This window comes from Streptacidiphilus sp. MAP12-33, assembly GCF_041261265.1.
GTDB lineage: Bacteria > Actinomycetota > Actinomycetes > Streptomycetales > Streptomycetaceae > Streptacidiphilus.
Genome location: NZ_JBGCCA010000016.1, coordinates 71,362 through 87,940 on the forward strand (window position 1 = coordinate 71,362; position 16,579 = coordinate 87,940).

Annotated in this window: 12 protein-coding genes; 5 read left to right on the forward strand and 7 right to left on the reverse strand. The window is 72.0% G+C overall.

Annotation, left to right across the window (positions count from 1 at the left end; genetic code table 11):
* The first annotated feature begins 431 nt into the window (after nucleotides 1-431).
* Nucleotides 432-2,957 carry an ATP-dependent Clp protease ATP-binding subunit gene (locus ABH931_RS17685; protein WP_370114273.1) on the forward strand — a complete coding sequence of 842 codons (2,526 nt, stop codon included), beginning with the start codon at nucleotides 432-434 and terminating at the stop codon, nucleotides 2,955-2,957.
* A 104-nt stretch (nucleotides 2,958-3,061) separates the two neighbouring features.
* On the opposite strand, the gene ABH931_RS17690 is transcribed toward ABH931_RS17685, so the two are convergent.
* A complete protein-coding gene (locus tag ABH931_RS17690; RefSeq protein ID WP_370114275.1) occupies nucleotides 3,062-6,271 on the reverse strand; it encodes an NACHT domain-containing protein in 3,210 nt (1,069 codons plus the stop codon).
* Nucleotides 6,272-6,276: 5 nt separating this feature from the next.
* Nucleotides 6,277-6,594 (reverse strand): trypco2 family protein, encoded by a 318-nt coding sequence (locus tag ABH931_RS17695; protein WP_370114277.1) that lies wholly within the window; start codon nucleotides 6,592-6,594, stop codon nucleotides 6,277-6,279.
* Between the two features lie 156 nt (nucleotides 6,595-6,750).
* Between ABH931_RS17695 and ABH931_RS17700 the strand changes: the two genes are divergently transcribed.
* Together ABH931_RS17700 and ABH931_RS17705 are read left to right on the forward strand one after the other, a co-directional pair.
* Nucleotides 6,751-7,701 (forward strand): hypothetical protein, encoded by a 951-nt coding sequence (locus tag ABH931_RS17700; RefSeq protein ID WP_370114279.1) that lies wholly within the window; start codon nucleotides 6,751-6,753, stop codon nucleotides 7,699-7,701.
* Between the two features lie 171 nt (nucleotides 7,702-7,872).
* On the forward strand, nucleotides 7,873-8,820 hold the full coding sequence (locus tag ABH931_RS17705) for a hypothetical protein (RefSeq protein WP_370114281.1): 948 nt from the start codon (nucleotides 7,873-7,875) through the stop codon (nucleotides 8,818-8,820).
* 34 nt (nucleotides 8,821-8,854) lie between these two features.
* Here the strand turns inward: ABH931_RS17705 and ABH931_RS17710 are convergent, their stop codons facing one another.
* From ABH931_RS17710 to ABH931_RS17730, 5 genes are all read right to left on the reverse strand, one after another.
* A complete protein-coding gene (locus ABH931_RS17710; protein ID WP_370114283.1) occupies nucleotides 8,855-9,967 on the reverse strand; it encodes a ferritin-like domain-containing protein in 1,113 nt (370 codons plus the stop codon).
* A gap of 183 nt (nucleotides 9,968-10,150) precedes the next feature.
* Nucleotides 10,151-10,762: a TetR/AcrR family transcriptional regulator gene (locus tag ABH931_RS17715; RefSeq protein WP_370114285.1), complete on the reverse strand. Its 612-nt coding sequence runs from the start codon at nucleotides 10,760-10,762 to the stop codon at nucleotides 10,151-10,153.
* A gap of 127 nt (nucleotides 10,763-10,889) precedes the next feature.
* Nucleotides 10,890-11,759 carry an A/G-specific adenine glycosylase gene (locus tag ABH931_RS17720; protein WP_370114287.1) on the reverse strand — a complete coding sequence of 290 codons (870 nt, stop codon included), beginning with the start codon at nucleotides 11,757-11,759 and terminating at the stop codon, nucleotides 10,890-10,892.
* Between the two features lie 237 nt (nucleotides 11,760-11,996).
* Complete coding sequence (locus ABH931_RS17725) at nucleotides 11,997-13,433, reverse strand: sensor histidine kinase (protein WP_370114289.1); 1,437 nt, start codon at nucleotides 13,431-13,433, stop codon at nucleotides 11,997-11,999.
* The gene (locus ABH931_RS17730) at nucleotides 13,430-14,119 is read right to left on the reverse strand and encodes a response regulator transcription factor (RefSeq protein ID WP_370114291.1); all 690 of its coding nucleotides are present in this window, start codon (nucleotides 14,117-14,119) and stop codon (nucleotides 13,430-13,432) included. Before ABH931_RS17730 ends, ABH931_RS17725 begins: the two co-directional genes overlap by 4 nt.
* Nucleotides 14,120-14,258: 139 nt before the next feature.
* Between ABH931_RS17730 and ABH931_RS17735 the strand changes: the two genes are divergently transcribed.
* Entirely contained in the window at nucleotides 14,259-15,095 is an 837-nt protein-coding gene (locus ABH931_RS17735; RefSeq protein ID WP_370114293.1) for a hypothetical protein, read from the forward strand.
* Nucleotides 15,096-15,195: 100 nt separating this feature from the next.
* Nucleotides 15,196-16,548 (forward strand): chloride channel protein, encoded by a 1,353-nt coding sequence (locus ABH931_RS17740; RefSeq protein ID WP_370114295.1) that lies wholly within the window; start codon nucleotides 15,196-15,198, stop codon nucleotides 16,546-16,548.
* Nucleotides 16,549-16,579 lie beyond the last annotated feature (31 nt).

Consider the following 16,579-nt stretch of genomic DNA (forward strand, 5'->3'; position numbering starts at 1 on the left):
AGTCACTGCTTCCGGTTACGCTCGACTGAGGGATTCGCCCCAAAGGCCGACGGACCGGAACGTCCGCGGGATTCCTCGGTGAGCGAACACCGGACGGAGTCACCCCGTGCGTCACGCCGGTATGGACGGGGTACGCCAGAGGGTATGAATGCCCAAGTGGGACGCCCGGTGTCGCGGCGTCGCGGCGTGTCGACGTCGCCCTTCGGGGTGCGTTCGCCGTCGGCGTAGCGATTCCAGGTGGATCTGCCTGGCCTGCGGGAACACCATCCCGCAGCATTCGGTTGGAGTCATTGTCGGCCGTCGCACGGTCCCCCACCAGCGGGTGTCGACGGTTGGAGTGAGGAGCTGTTCCGGCCTCCGGGACTAGCATGCGGTAGGACAGGGAGGGGATTTTCCCTCACTGCCCCGACCGCTCTGAGGAGCGATTAACGATGTTCGAGAGGTTCACCGACCGCGCGCGGCGGGTTGTCGTCCTGGCTCAGGAAGAAGCCCGGATGCTCAACCACAACTACATCGGCACCGAGCACATCCTCCTGGGCCTGATCCACGAGGGTGAGGGTGTCGCCGCTAAGGCCCTGGAGAGCCTCGGGATCTCGCTCGAGGCGGTTCGCCAGCAGGTCGAGGAGATCATCGGCCAGGGCCAGCAGGCCCCGTCCGGTCACATCCCCTTCACCCCCCGTGCGAAGAAGGTCCTGGAGCTGTCGCTCCGCGAGGCACTTCAGCTGGGCCACAACTACATCGGCACCGAGCACATCCTGCTCGGCCTGATTCGCGAGGGCGAGGGCGTCGCCGCCCAGGTCCTGGTGAAGCTGGGCGCCGACCTCAACCGGGTGCGCCAGCAGGTCATCCAGCTGCTCTCCGGCTACCAGACGGGCGGCGGCGGCAAGGAGTCCGCCACGGCCGGCGGTCCGGCCGAGGGCACCCCCTCGACCTCCCTGGTCCTCGACCAGTTCGGCCGCAACCTGACGCAGGCCGCTCGCGAGGCCAAGCTCGACCCGGTCATCGGGCGCGAGAAGGAGATCGAGCGGGTCATGCAGGTGCTGTCCCGCCGCACCAAGAACAACCCGGTCCTCATCGGCGAGCCCGGCGTCGGCAAGACGGCGGTCGTCGAGGGCCTGGCCCAGGCCATCGTCAAGGGCGAGGTGCCCGAGACGATCAAGGACAAGCAGCTCTACACGCTGGACCTCGGCGCCCTGGTCGCCGGCTCCCGCTACCGCGGTGACTTCGAGGAGCGCCTGAAGAAGGTCCTCAAGGAGATCCGCACCCGCGGCGACATCATCCTGTTCATCGACGAGATCCACACCCTGGTCGGTGCGGGTGCCGCCGAGGGCGCGATCGACGCCGCCTCGATCCTCAAGCCGATGCTGGCCCGTGGTGAGCTGCAGACCATCGGCGCCACCACGCTGGACGAGTACCGCAAGCACCTGGAGAAGGACGCGGCCCTGGAGCGCCGCTTCCAGCCGATCCAGGTCGCCGAGCCGTCGCTCGCCCACACCATCGAGATCCTCAAGGGTCTGCGCGACCGCTACGAGGCGCACCACCGCGTCTCCATCACGGACGCCGCCCTGGTCGCCGCCGCCACCCTGGCCGACCGCTACATCTCGGACCGCTTCCTGCCGGACAAGGCGATCGACCTGATCGACGAGGCCGGCTCCCGGATGCGCATCCGCCGGATGACGGCTCCGCCGGACCTCCGCGAGTTCGACGAGAAGATCGCGGACGTGCGGCGCGAGAAGGAGTCCGCGATCGACGCGCAGGACTTCGAGAAGGCCGCGTCCCTGCGCGACAACGAGAAGCAGCTCCTTCAGGCCAAGGCCAAGCGCGAGAAGGAGTGGAAGGCCGGCGACATGGACGTCGTGGCCGAGGTCGACGAGGATCTGATCGCCGAGGTCCTGGCGACGGCCACCGGCATCCCGGTCTTCAAGCTGACCGAGGAGGAGTCCTCGCGTCTGCTGCGCATGGAGGACGAGCTGCACAAGCGCGTCATCGGCCAGAAGGACGCGATCAAGGCGCTCTCCCAGGCGATCCGCCGTACCCGTGCGGGCCTGAAGGACCCGAAGCGTCCCGGTGGCTCCTTCATCTTCGCCGGCCCCTCGGGCGTCGGTAAGACGGAGCTGTCCAAGACGCTCGCCGAGTTCCTCTTCGGCGACGAGGACGCGCTGATCCAGCTCGACATGTCCGAGTTCAGCGAGAAGCACACCGTCTCGCGCCTGTTCGGCTCCCCGCCCGGCTACGTCGGGTACGAGGAGGGCGGCCAGCTGACGGAGAAGGTGCGCCGCAAGCCGTTCTCGGTCGTGCTCTTCGACGAGGTCGAGAAGGCCCACCCGGACATCTTCAACTCGCTGCTGCAGATCCTGGAGGACGGTCGCCTGACCGACTCCCAGGGCCGGGTCGTGGACTTCAAGAACACGGTCATCATCATGACCACCAACCTCGGCACCCGGGACATCTCCAAGGGCTTCAACCTGGGCTTCGCCGCCACCGGCGACCTCCAGACCGGCTACGACCGGATGAAGGCCAAGGTCGGCGAGGAGCTCAAGCAGCACTTCCGCCCCGAGTTCCTCAACCGCGTCGACGACATCGTGGTCTTCCACCAGCTCGGCGAGGACGAGATCATCCAGATCGTCGACCTCATGGCCGCCAAGGTGGACGAGCGCCTCAAGGACCGCGACATGGGTCTGGAGCTGCGTCCGGCCGCGAAGCAGCTGCTCGCCAAGCGTGGTTACGACCCGCTGCTGGGCGCGCGTCCGCTGCGTCGCACGATCCAGCGCGAGATCGAGGACACGCTGTCGGAGAAGATCCTCTTCGGCGAGCTGCGCTCCGGCCACATCGTCGTCGTGGACGTCGAGGGCGAGGGCAAGGAAGCGAAGTTCACCTTCCACGGCGCGGACAAGGCCCCCGTGGCCGACGCCCCGCCGGTCGCCGCCGCGGGTGGTCCGTCGGACCTGACCGCGTAACGACCGCGCACCGCCGAAAGGACCCGGCCCCCTGAGGGGCCGGGTCCTTCGTCGTGTCCGGTGGTGGTCCGGCCGGCACCGGGTCGGCGGCCACCGGGCCGGCGCTACCGCACGCGGTACCAGTCGAGGTTGCCGGAGAACTGGTAGGGCGGCGGGGAGATCGGCTCGGCGGCACCCAGCGGGGCCGGTCCCTCCAGCCCGACCAACAGGCCCGGGGGCAGCCCCGTGAGGTCCGTCGGCGCGTTGCCGTGGAACCACAGCGAGGTGAGGCCGGGGAAGGCGTCGATGATCCGTCCGGGCGCGTCCAGCCCCCGGGTGAGGCGCAGCCGCAGATCACGGACCTGGGGGAACGGTGCGAGCCCGGCCGGCACGGCCAGGTCGAGCGCCTCCAGGTCGAGCGTCTCCAGCGGTGCGTGCGCGCGCAGCAGGTCCCAGTCGCCGAGATCGAGATCCGTCGCCATCAGCCGCAGGGAGGTCAGCTTCGGCGCGGCCAGGACGTGGGCCAGGTCGAGGTCCACGCTGTAGGGCAGGGACGCGTTGGCGAAGCTGACGTGTTCCAGCTCCCGCATCCGGCCGAGAGCGGCGAGCGACTCCACACCCGAGCAACCGAGCACGATCACCCGCTTGACGTTGGTGTCGGCGAGCGGGGAGAGGTCGACGGCGCCGCTGTCGTTGAACATCATGAACGTGGTCAGCGCCGGCGCCCGGCGGACCCTGGAGAGGTCGACCGGCAGCGGGTTCTCGTGGAAGCGCAGCTCGCGCAGGTCCCCGAGCGGGACCAGGTCGACCACGTCCCCGGTGAGCGGGCCGACGAACTCCACCCGGTGCACGGCGGGCAGCGTCGCGACGAACTCCGCCTCGGCCCGGCTGCTGACGAACAGTCGCAGGTCCTCCCGCTCGGCGAGCCGGGTGATCACGGTCCGCCCGTACTCCTCGGTGTCGAACCGCGGCCAGGCGCGGGCCAGATCCATCCGCAGCTCGATGGACGGGTGGTCCGCGTAGGCGGCCAGCAGCGGGACGGCCCGCTCGGTGGCGATCGTCGTGGCGCAGACGACGACGGCGCGCGCCGTCTCCTCCCCGAGCTCCTCCGGGCCCGGCAGGAGTTCCAGCACGACCGGCCCGGCGGCCGCCAGCGCCTTGGCCGCCTCGTTGCCGCGCGGCGGCACCAGCGCCGTGACCGCCTCCGTCACGGCGTCCCGGACGCCCGGGTCCAGCTCGACGGCCATGTCCAGGCAGGCGGCCGCGAGCAGCCGCAGCCGGTCGGCGTGGGCCGGTTCCGCCTCCGCGCGGCGCAGCACCCGGGTCAGCAGGTCCGCGCGCTCGCGACGGCGGGCGTGGCCGACCGCGAGGCGGATCACGTCCTCCCACTGGTCCTCGTGGGCGCGTTCGACCAGCAACGGGATGTCGCCCTCCTCGATCGCGGCCTGCGCGCCGAGGTAGTCCTGGAAGGTGCGGTGCACGAAGTCGACCGCACCGGGCGCGGGTTCGCGCAGCAGACCGCTGCGGACCAGCAGGTGCCGCAGCACCCGCTCGGGTGTGCCCTGGATCTGCGGCATCTGCGGCAGGGCGTGCCCGATCCGGGACAGCGCCTGGTCCTCGGTGAGCTCCGACTGTCCGTTGCGGATCAGCCAGTACGCGAGTCGCTGCAGCAGCGCCTGCTGCTGGGCCTCGGTCAGCGCCAAGCCCTCGGAGGCGGGGTCCACGCCGCGCTCCTCGTCCCGGCGGACCAGCAGCATCTCCAGCGCCGCGTCGTAGAGCGCCATCCGGCCGGACGGCAGGTGCCCCTGCCGGTCGGCGTTGAGGGCGCAGATCAGCGAGCACATCAGCGGGTTGGTGGCCAGCCGGCCGAGGTCCTGCTTGCGGCCCACCGCCTCCGTCAGCATGTCCCGCCAGCCGGCCAGCCGGGTCCGCTGCTCCTCGTCCTGCCCCGCGCCCTCGGCGGCGGCCGCGTGCCAGCGCGCGATGAAGGCGCTGACGTCACCCCGGCTCATCGGCAGCAGGTCCAGCTCGGCGAAGCCGAGATCCGCCAGCCAGCCCTCGCGGACGGCGGAGGGACGGGTCGTCACCAGGCAGCGGATGCCGGGGTAGGCGCCGAGCAGCCCGCCCAGCCACTCCCGCACCCGCCGCCGCTCCGACTCGGGAGCCTCGTCGATGCCGTCGACGAGCAGCAGCACTCGTCCCTCCGCCATCCGGCGACTGACCCAACCCTCCGAGCCGGAGAACCCCGCCAGCGGGTTGCCCGACGCCCGCAGGAAGTCCTCGGGCGAGGGCAGCACCTGCCCGGCCCTGGCGAGCGCGCGCAGCCGCAGCAGGATCGGTGTGCAGTCCTTGAACTGGGCCAGCTGTTCCGGCAGTTCGTCGCGGGCGGTGAGCGTGGTCAGCCACTGCAGCAGCGTCGTCTTGCCGGACCCGGCGTTCCCGCGCAGCAGTATCCGCGGCTGCTGCGCCAGCGCGTCCGGCGCCCGCTGGGCCACGGGCGCGGCTTCCTCGTCCTCGGCCGCGCGCACCGGCCGCTCGCTGTCGGCGAGCTCCAGGCTCAGGTAGGCGATGTCCAGCCGCCACGAGCCGTCCCCGCGCCCGGAGCGGGTGACGCCGTAGATCCGGACCTTGTCCCACTCGCCGGCGAGGTAGGCGCGCAGGCGTTCCTCGAAGGAGTCCGCGGGCGGCTGGAGGTGGGTCTTCAGGAAGCCGACGTTGCCCTGGTCGAAGAGGTGGCAGACCTCGTCGTCCGTGACGAACTCCTCGCCGAGGGTCAGCTCCAGCCGTCCCTCGCCCCACCGGGTCGGCGCCGAACGAACGAGCCCCACCAGGCAGTTGTCGACGAAGACCGGGGCGCCCGACATGCCGGCCCAGGGCGAGGCGCCCTCGACCGGGTTCGGTGCCCGGTGGTCGCTGTCCAGCACCGGCCGCCCGCTGAGCAGCCCGCTGGCGGGCTTGAGGGTGCCGACGAGCTGCTCGCTGTCCAGCCGCTCGCCGGCGAACCGCTGGACGCGCGGAAAGCCGACCGCGGTGGCCCCGCGCCGGGGAGCGAGGCTGTCGAGGAAGCCCCAGGACAGCCGCTCGAAGCGCCGGAAGACCTCGGTCGGGACGAGATCCTCCCCCGCCACCAGCAGGGCGGCGTCGCACCGTTCGTCGTGGCGTCGCCAGACGACCCGGCACTCGTGCGCCCCGAAGCCCGGCACGGCCACCCGGGCCGTTGCGTCCTCCCCGACCACGTGGGCGGCCGTCAGCACCATCCAGGCGCTGAGCAGGTAGCCGCTGCCCTGTCGCGGTCCGAGGACGACGGCGATGCGCTCGCGCTGGGGGTGGGTCATGGCGGTCAGAGCCCCGTGGTGTCGGGGGCGGTGGAGTCGCCGACCTCGGGTCGGCCGCCGTCGCCGCGCCGCTTCGGCGTGAGGGTGACCGAGATCCGCTGGGTCCGGTGCGTGTCGTGCCGCGCCTCGAAGCCGCCGGTGAGCACCCAGGCGCGCACGCCGCCCTTCACGGTCCGGTCGGTGCTCAGCTCGACGCTGAACTCCAGCTGGATGTCGCCGACTTCGAAGGCGAGGTCGGAGCCGGCGCCGCGCGCGGCGGCGTCGATCAGCTGGCCGCGAATGGCCTCGATGGCGTCGGCGAGCTCGACGCGGTGGTCGTCCATGGGGTCAATGATCCCCGATGTTCCCTTCTGCGAAAGGACTTTCGGCTGTTGCCAAGTTGCGACGGTCCGACGATCGCACGCGAACGGTCTGTTGGCAGGATTCCTTTCGTCGCCGCTCCTGGTGACCGTCAACTGCGTATCCGTGGGGGTTCGTTCATGTCTGTTCGCCGCGCTCGCCGCAAGGTTCTCGCCGGGGCCGTCGCCGTGGCCGCCGTCTCCGCCGCCGTCGCGCTGCCCGGGGTGGCGCAGGCCGCCACGCCCAGGAGCCCGTTGGTGGTGAAGCTGGGCCAGGTCCAGTCCGGCCCGCTGATGCCGGGCGGACGGGCGAAGGTGTTCGACCTCTCGGTCACCAACACCTCGGGCAAGGCCGTCGCCTTCACCGACGAGATCGGCGGCAGTGCCCACGGGGCGCTCAGCCTCGACGGGACCGACGTCAGGCTGAACGTGACCCCCGTCCACGCCCCGGCGTCGACGCTGGAGTTCGGCGGTCAGGACGGCGGCCTGCTCGGCTTCCTCTACCCGAAGCACGGCCCGGTCAACGGCGCCTTCACGCTGCCGGCGCACGCCACCTACACCTGGAAGGTCAGCCTGGCCGCGACCAAGGCCTGGCCGGTCAACGACGACCGTCTCTTCTTCGGGTTCAACCTGGACACCAAGGACGGCCGCGAGGTGAGCCGCGGGCTCGACCTCAAGGTCGGCACCGCCCGCACCGGCGGCCCGATCACGCAGACGCTGACGGGCGGCAACGTGCTGTCCCCCGGCAAGCCCCTGGTCCTGCACTACACGCTGACCAACCGCACCGGCGCCGCGGTGACGCAGACGCTGGAGCCGTGGATCATCGAGCAGTTGCCGGGCGGTGGCTCCTCGGCCGCCACGATCGCCTACGACCTTCTGGAGCACGGCCGCTGGGTGCAGCTCGACACCGACGGCGCCGGGCTGCCGAAGCTCCCGGCCCACTGGGCGAACGGCCAGAGCGTGAGCTACACCTTCCGCATGCGCCTGGTCCGCTGGGACGCGGGCGCACCGGCGTCCCAGAAGGTGCTGATCCAGGCGGCCTACGACCCGTTCCTGGCCTCCGCGGACCGCCTGGTCACCGTCACGCACTGACCGGGCGGCGGTCCGCGTTCGGAGCCCCGAAATCCGGCGCGCCGAACGGGCCTTCACGCTGTTGCAGAGTGGTGACGGGACAGCGATCGCGTGCCGACGATCTTTGCGCGAAGATTCTCGTGTCGCCGGGAGAGCGACCACGAACCCACTGAAGGAAGCCTGGGGGCCGCGATGCCTATCCGTACCCGCCTCGTCGGAGCCGTTGCCGTCGTCGTCGCCGCGTCCGCCTCGCTGGCGCTGCTGCCGGGTACGGCGAACGCCGCGACGCCGGCCAGGGCAGCCGACCCGCTCACGGTGAGCGCGACGCCGGCCCAGCCGGGCCCGCTGCTGCCGGGTGGCAAGGCGAAGTCGTTCGACTTCACCGTCACCAACCACTCCGGCAAGGCGGTGGCCTTCGCCGGTGAGCTGGTCGGCGGGGCGCACGGCGCGCTGCCGATGCACGAGGGCCTGGTGAAGCTGGTCGTCCAGGCGGTCCACGCCCCCGCCACCGCGTACACCTTCGGCAGCCAGGACGGCGGGTTCATAGGCGCCGTCTACCCCAAGGGTGGCCACTGGGGCTCGAAGTTCACCATCCCGGCGCACGCCACCTACACCTGGAAGGTCACCGTCGAGGCGACGAAGGCCTTCCCGCTCAACGACGACCGCCTGGTGGTCGGCCTTGACGCCCTCAACGGGACCTACTCCGCCCTGCGGGTGCAGAACTTCCACATCGGCCCGTTCAGCCTCGACAACGGCGGGCCGATCGTGACCACCGTCACCGGCGGGAAGTACGTGAACGTCACCGCGCCGCTCGTCCTCGACGTGCGCTACACCAACCGCACCGGTGCGGCTCTCGCCGAGGCGCTGCACCCGTGGGTCGTCGAGGCGCGGCCCGCGAACGGCCAGAAGCTCGCCTTCGACGTGTGGAACGGCAAGGGCTGGGTCCCCGCGGGCACCCTGGACGCGCCGCTCCCGGCCGTGCGTGCGGGGCTCGCGAACGGGGCGAGCGTCACCGAGCGGATCCGCGTCCGCATCGTCGGCCGGGCGGACCTGGCCTACTACGGCCAGGTCGCCCTGAAGTTCGGCTACGCCCCGTTCGGGCCGCTGACCACCAAGGTCGTGACCACCAGCAACCAGTGACCCCGAGTCACCCGCCGGCTTCGCAGGCGATCGCTCAGGCCTCCGCGCCCTGGGCGATCGCCTGTTCCACTTCGTCCACCCGCGCGGCCTCCTCGGCCGCGAAGCGTTCCGCGTCCAGGGCCTCGGCGATCTCCTCGTCCTGCTGCATCAGCGCGTCGAGGTTGGAGTCGCCCATCTCGAAGACGCCCATGTCGAGGTAGGCCTGCTGGAGCTTCGGCCCCCACAGGCCGATGTCCTTGACGCACGGCACGATCCGCGAGAACAGCAGCCTGCGGAAGAACTGCAGGTACTCGCTGTTCTCGCTGAGCTCCTCCGCGTCCTTCTTCGGGATGCCGAAGTTCTCCAGCACCTCCACGCCGCGCAGCCGGTCCCGCATCAGGTAGCAGCCCTCGATGACGAACTCCTCGCGCTCGGCGAGCTCGGCCGACGACAGCTGACCGTAGTAGTCCCGCAGCGCCATCCGGCCGAAGGCCACGTGCCGGGCCTCGTCCTGCATCACGTAGGCGAGCAGCTGCTTGGGCAGCGGCTTGCTGGTGGTGTCGCGCAGCATCCCGAACGCGGCCAGGGCCAGGCCCTCGATCAGCACCTGCATGCCGAGGTAGGGCATGTCCCAGCGGGAGTCGCGCAGGGTGTCGCCGAGCAGCGACTGGAGGTTGTCGTTGATCGGGTAGAGCAGACCGATCTTCTCGTGCAGGAAGCGCGAGTACAGCTCGACGTGGCGGGCCTCGTCCATGGTCTGGGTGGCCGAGTAGAACTTGGCGTCCATGTCCGGCACCGACTCCACGATCCGGGCGGCGCACACCATGGCGCCCTGCTCACCGTGGAGGAACTGGCTGAACTGCCAGGAGGCGTAGTGCCGGCGCAGGTCGGCCCGGTTGGCCTCGCTCATCCTGTCCCAGTACGGCGAGCCGTAGAGCGTCATCGCCTCGTCGGGCACGCCCAGCGGGTCGTACGGGTCGACCTCCAGGGACCAGTCGATGCGGGTGACCTGGTCCCACTGCTTGTCCTTGCCCTTCTGGTACAGGTTCAGCAGGCGCTCGCGGCCCTCGTCGTACTCCCAGTTGAAGCGCGCGGCGCCGGATGCGGGGACGGTCCACTGGCCGTCCTGGTCGGCGGGCTTGGTGGTGTACAGGTCGAACGTCGACATTGACTCGCTCCTAGGACGCCGGAAGGGCTCAGAGCGAGCGTCACATGGCATTACCAACCGGACAAGGGCGTCCTGCGACAGTGCGCGAGCATGCGCACGGGATGGTTCCTTGTGGCACCCGGGTATTGACTCCGTGTCAACACGGGCGTACGAGCGCCTCGGTCACGCCCGGTCATGCCCCGGTCATGCTTCGGCGGTGGCCGAACCGATCCGGTCCGCGACGTCGAGGGCGATGCGCAGCGCGGTCTCGCGGCGGGTCTCGTCGTCGGGCAGCTCCGGCAGCTCGCGCACGCATCCCTCGTGCTCGTGCGCGTCCGCGACGAAGGAGGCGATGTTGATCGTCATCAGCGCGACGGTGGCGCGGACCCGGTCCTCGAAGGAGGGGTTCGGCCCCTGCATCAGCCGGGTCAGCACGATGATCCGCTCCTTGAAGGCGTTGCCCACCTCCAGCTCGCGGATGGCCGGCTGGTTCTCGTGGAAGAACCGCAGGATCGGCTGCCGGTCGGCCATCCCCTCGGCGAAGCGCCGCAGGATCTCGTCACGGACCTCGGGGCTGTACTGCTGCTCCTGACCCCAGGCGATGGTCTGCTCGATCGGCTCGGAGATCCGCGCGACGATCCCCGCGAGGATGTCCTCCTTGGTACGGAAGTGGTAGTAGAGCGCGGCCTTGGTGACGCCCAGCCCGTCGGCGATCTCGCGCAGCGACGTCTTCTCGTACCCGTGCTCCACGAAGAGCTCCAGAGCCACGTCGAGGATGCGCTCCCGGGTGTCGCCGCGGGGGGTCTGGGTGGTCATGGCTGTCTACTCGCTCCGCCAGGTGGGCTGCGTCTCCGTACGCAGGACTAGCACGAGCTTAGCGTGCTCTCTTCGCCGCAACTAGCCGGTCGGCAAGTAGGTTGCCGAACGGCCGTTCGCCGCCGGCTCAGCGCGGCAGCCGGTACACGCCCGGCGCCACCGGCTCCACGAGACCGTCCGTGACCAGACCGTCCAGTGCCCGCGCCCGCTGCACGCCGTCCGCCCACACCGCGTCCAGCTGCGCCTGCGTCACCGCCTCCGGTGCCTCGCGCAGCACGGCCAGCAGCTTGCCGCGCACCTGGCGGTCCGTGCCCTCGTAGCTCTGCCCCCGCCGGGCCGGCCCCTCCCACGGCGGCGAGCCCGCCTGCCGCCACGCGCAGGCCCGCGCGATCGGGCAGCGCCCGCACTCCGGGCTGCGCGCGGTGCAGACCAGCGCGCCCAGCTCCATCACCGCGACCGCCCAGGTCGCTGCGGTCTCCGCGTCGTCCGGCAGCAGGGCCGTCGCCGTGCGGCGCTCGGCGGCGGTCGTCGCGTTCGCCGGGTACTCCTGGCCGGTGACGGCCCGCGCGAAGACCCGCCGCACGTTCGTGTCCAGCACGGCGTGCCGCTGACGGAAGGCGAACGACGCCACGGCGGCGGCGGTGTACTCGCCCACGCCCGGCAGGGCGAGGAGCCGCGCGTGGTCGCTCGGCACCGCGCCGCCGTACTGCTCCGTGATCGCGGTCGCGGCAGCGTGCAGCCGCAGGGCCCTCCGCGGGTACCCCAGCCGCCCCCACGCCCGCACGGCCTCCCCGGCGGGCTCACCCGCGAGCGCCTGCGGCGTCGGCCAACGGCGCAGCCACTCCTCGTAGACGGGCAGCACGCGCTTGACGGGGGTCTGCTGCAGCATGAACTCGCTGACCATCACCCCCCACGGGGTGGCGCCGTCGCTCCGCCAGGGCAGCTCCCGCGCCGCGGTGTCGTACCAGGCCAGGACGGGAGTATGCAGAGCGCTCACGCACCGAGCTTAGTTGCACCTGGAGGGGCGCGGGGCTGCGTTGATATGCGGCTCCTCCTCCAGCCTTCGGCCGGGAGGTGCCCGCTGCCCGGGCGCGAGCAACCACCGGCGTGCGGATGGCCCTGCCCGTTCGGGGCTCTACCCGCGTGGGAGGGGGCACCTCGGGGCACCTCCCGGCCGAAAGCTGGGGGATTGTCGCGCATGCAGTTGATCGAGCAGAGCCTCGCGCCCCCGGGTCTAGAGGTGGCGCAGCTGGAGGGTCTGGGTCAGCCAGTTGCGTTGCGTCGGTTCCGCGAACGGGGTCCCGCTCAGCGGGAGCCGCACGGTGAAGCGGGTGCCGGTGCCGCCCGGGGCGTCCGAGATGGTGACCGTGCCGCCGTGCAGGGCGGCCTGCTGGGCGACGAGCGTCAGGCCGAGGCCGGAGCCCGGGCTCTCCGCGCCGCGGACGAAGCGTTCGAACACCTCCGCCCGGCGGGCCGGGGGAATGCCGGGGCCCCAGTCGTCCACCGTGAGGACCGCCTCCTGGCCCAGGACCGCCATCGCCACCTCGACGTGCGCGCCACGTCCCGGCAGGTGGCCGTGGACCGTCGCGTTCGTCAGCAGGTTGGTGACCAGGATCTTCAGGCCGGGCTCCCACGCCCGGACCCGCACGCCGTAGCCCCCGCTGAACCGCAGGGACGCCTCCGGGCGGGCGCGGCCGACGGCCGCCACGCAGGAGTCGACGATCTCACCGAGGTCGACCTCGGTGAACGCGTCGGCCTCGACGAGATCGCCGCGGGCCAGGGTCCGCAGCGCGGTCAGCAGCTCCAGCAGGCGTGCGTGCTCCACGCGCAGATCGGTGACCACCTCGCCGCGCTCCCCGGCCGGCAGGTCCGGATGCGCGGCGAGGACGTCGAGGTTGGTCTGCATCGACATCAGCGGCGTGCGCAGCTCGTGGGAGGCCGCGGAGGCGAACGCGCGGGCGGTCTCCAGCGCCTCGCCCGTCCGCGCGGCCTGCTCGTCGTAGCGGGCGAGGACCGTGCCGAGCGCGCCCGCGAGCTCGTCGACCTCGAAGACGCCCGAACGCGGGTGCCGGAAGGCGTCCGCGCCCGCCCGCGGGTCGAGGGCGGCGGCCCGCGCCGAGAGCGTGCGCAGCGAGCGGGTGGCGCGACGGGCCAGCGCCAGCGTCAGCAGACCCGCCAGCGGGGCGGCGAGCAGCGCGGCGAGCAGCACGTTGGTGCGGACGGTGGCGAGCTGTGTGCTGACGGAGCTGTCGGGGGAGAAGACCCACAGCGTGCCGCCCGCCCGGCCGCCGACGTCGACGCCCACCGCGCGGAAGCCGGGCACGCTGACCGGCTTGCCGGAGGGCTGGGGCAGCGTGACCGAGGCGTCGGGCCTCGGGCCGCCGTCGAGGACGACCTGCCCCTGGCCGTCACGGACCACCACGCCCGCGTCCAGCGCGGCCGACAGGACCTGCCTGTCCCGTGCCCGGGCGACCAGCGGGCGGCCGTTCAGATCGGCGTTGAGCACGTTCTGGACGTCCGGCTTCAGCGCCGCCGAGACCGAGCGCAGCCGGGTGTTCTGCTGCGCGCGCAGGTCGTGGCCGACCAGGCCGACCAGCAGCGCGCCGAGTGCCAGCACCACCAGCGGCACGGTCAGCCCGACCCACAGAGCCAGCCGCGTGGAGAGTCTCATCTGCCCGTCTCCTCTCGCAGCACGAAGCCCACGCCGCGCACGGTGTGCAGCAGGCGGGAGCGCCCGCCCTCCTCCAGCTTGCGCCGCAGATAGCTGACGAAGGTGTCCACCGCGTCGGTGCGCACCTCGAAGTCGTAGCCCCAGACGCGGTCCAGCAGCTGGTCGCGGGTGAGCACGATGCCGGGGTTGCGGACGAACTGCTCCAGCAGCGCGAACTCGCGGCGGGTCAGCCGCAGCTCGACGCCGTCACGGTAGGCGCGGCGGGTGGTCGGGTTCACCAGCACCGGCCCGGCCTGTAGCACCTCCGTCGGTGGGGGAGCGGGGCGGCGCCGCAGCAGGGCGTGCAGGCGCAGCACCAGCTCCTCCAGGGCGAAGGGCTTGATCAGGTAGTCGTCGGCTCCGGCCTGAAGTCCGGCGACCCGGTCGGCCAGCTCGTCCAGGGCGGAGAGCATCAGCACCGGCGTCTCGTCGCCGCCGGACCGGATCCGGCGGCAGACCTCGATGCCGGACAGGCCCGGCATCGACACGTCCAGCACCACCACGTCCGGTGCCGCGGTCGCGACCAGGTCCAGCGCGGCCGCGCCGTCCGCCGCGACGAGCACGGTGAATCCGCTCAGCCTCAGCCCGCGCTCCAGCGAGCGGCGGATCGCCGCGTCGTCGTCGACGACCAGTACGCGACCCGACATAACGCCTCCACGACGAACGCCAGCCCGGTGGCCCAGTACTGACCACCAGTCGGCCCAACAGGACGATGATGTGAAAGAAGAAGCAGCAGGTACGGCGGTGTTGCACAGAGCAGGGGTGGAACTCTCGTAAGGTTTGCTCGTGCCTTCCTTGCGCAATCCTGTCGGACCGCTGCCGGCGTCAATCTACTGGCGGCGCCGTCTCGTCGTGCTCGCGGCCCTGGCGGCCGTGGTCGTGCTGGGCTCCGTGCTGTTCTTCGGCGGTGGCGGAGCGGACCCGAAGGCGAACGCGGGGAGCGCCACCCCGGCCACCTCGCTCACCCCCGGTCCGACCGGCCGCGGCGGGTCGAACGACGGCAGCGCGGGCGGCAGCGGCGGCTCGGCCGCGCCGAGCACGGGTGCGTCCGGCTCCTCCGTGCCGACGACAGCCCCCACCGGCGCCCCCGTCGTGACCGGTGCGGGCGGCAGCGGCGGCGGGTCCGGCGGAGCGGGCACGTCGGGCGGCAGCGGTTCGGGCTCCGGCGGTGCGCTCGCGCCCAACCAGCCGGGCACCATGAACCTCCCCGCCTGCGCGGCCACCGACCTCGACCTGTCGCTGACGAGCACCGCGCAGACCTACCGCCCCTCCCAGTTCCCGGCCTTCCAGCTGGGGATCACCAACACCAGCGGCTCGGCCTGCAAGGTGGACCTGGGGGCCAGGTCCGCGGTCCTCACCGTCACCTCCGACACCGGCGCGACGGTGTGGTCCTCGGGCGACTGCCCGAAGGCGACCGCCGCCCAGTGGTACGCCGTTCCGGCGGCCGGGGACGGTCCGCTGACCGCCCTCTTCGGCTGGGGCCGGACGACCTCGAGGCCGGGCTGCACCCCGGGCGCCGGCGGCGGCAACGCCCCGGCCGGGACGTACGTCGCCCACATCGGCATCGGCGGCGTCTCGGCGCAGCCGCAGCACTGGTTCAAGCTGGCGCCGTTCGGCAGCTGACGGCCGCCGGGGCGTGGACGACTCGCCCGAACGGGTGAGTCGTCAGATTGTCCGGTATGTCTGGCTGATGGCATGGCGTCCACGGCCCGAAGCTGGGCCCATGGCGTCGAACCAGGCAACCACCGAACCGTCCGCCGAGGGCCAGGGCCAGGAGGCGCCGGGGGCGTCCCAGCTCAAGGCGGTCCTGCTCAGCCCCGGCTATCTCAAGCTGCTGCTGCTCGCCGCCCTGATCGGCATCCCGGTCTCACTGGTGGCCTTCGGTTTCGTCAGCCTGGAGCACGAGCTGCAGCACTGGATCTGGGAGTCGCTGCCGGACGCCTTGGGCTACAGCAGTCAGCCGCCCTGGTGGTGGCCGCTGCCCACGCTCGCGCTGGCCGGGCTGCTCGTGGCACCCGTACTGGTGCGGATGCCCGGCCACGGCGGCCACCTGCCCGTGAAGGGCCTCGGCGGGCCGCCGCAGCCGCCCAAGGCGCTGCCCTCCATCGTGCTGGCCGCCCTGATCGTCCTGCCGCTCGGCGCGTCCCTCGGCCCCGAGGCGCCGCTGATGGCGCTCGGCGGAGCCCTGGCGCTGCTCGGCGTCGCTCGCGCCAAGCGCGAGGCGCAGCCCAAGGCGGCCACGATCATCGGGATGGCCGGCTCCACCGCGGCCATCGCCACGATCTTCGGCAATCCGCTCGTCGGCTGCGTGATGGTGCTGGAGGCCGCCGGGCTCGGCGGTCCGCAGCTGTTGCTGCTGGTGGTTCCCTGCCTGCTGGCGAGTGGGATCGGCGCCGTGGTGTTCACCGGATTCGGGCACTGGACCGGCCTCGGCATCGGCGCGCTGTCCCTGCCGAGCCTCCCCACCAGCGGCACACCCGACGCGGGGGACTTCCTGTGGGGGATCCCGGTGGCGGCTCTGATCGCCGTCGTGATCGTCGGGGCGCAGTCGCTCGGCTGGAGCACCGCCGTCTTCACCCGACTGCGGACCGGCCCGAGGACCGTCGTCTGCGCGGTCGCGGTCGGTGTCTGCACCGCCGCCTACGCGCTGTTCAGCGGACGCTCACCGGAGGAGGCCGCGCTGTCGGGGCAGGCCATGCTGGGACAGCTGGCGGCGAGCCCGCACGCCCTGGGTGTCGGCGCCCTGGTGCTGCTGGTCCTGTTCAAGAGCCTGGCCTGGGGCATCAGCCTCGGCTCGCTGCGCGGCGGACCGATCTTCCCGGCTGTGCTGATCGGCGCCGCGATCGGACTGGCCTGCTCCGGCCTGCCCGGCTTCGGCACGGCCTCGGGCCTCTCCGTCGGGCTGGCCGCGTCCGGCGCGGCGATCACCGGTCTGCCGGTCACCGCGACGCTGCTGGCGATCCTGCTGGTCGGCAACAACGCGGCCGATGCCGCCCCACTGATGGTCGTCGCCGCCACGGTGAGCTTCGTCGTCGCCACCATGCTGCGGCGCAAGGCGCCGGCCGAGCTCGCGTGAGCGTGCGGGGAGCTCGGCCCGGGAGGTCGGT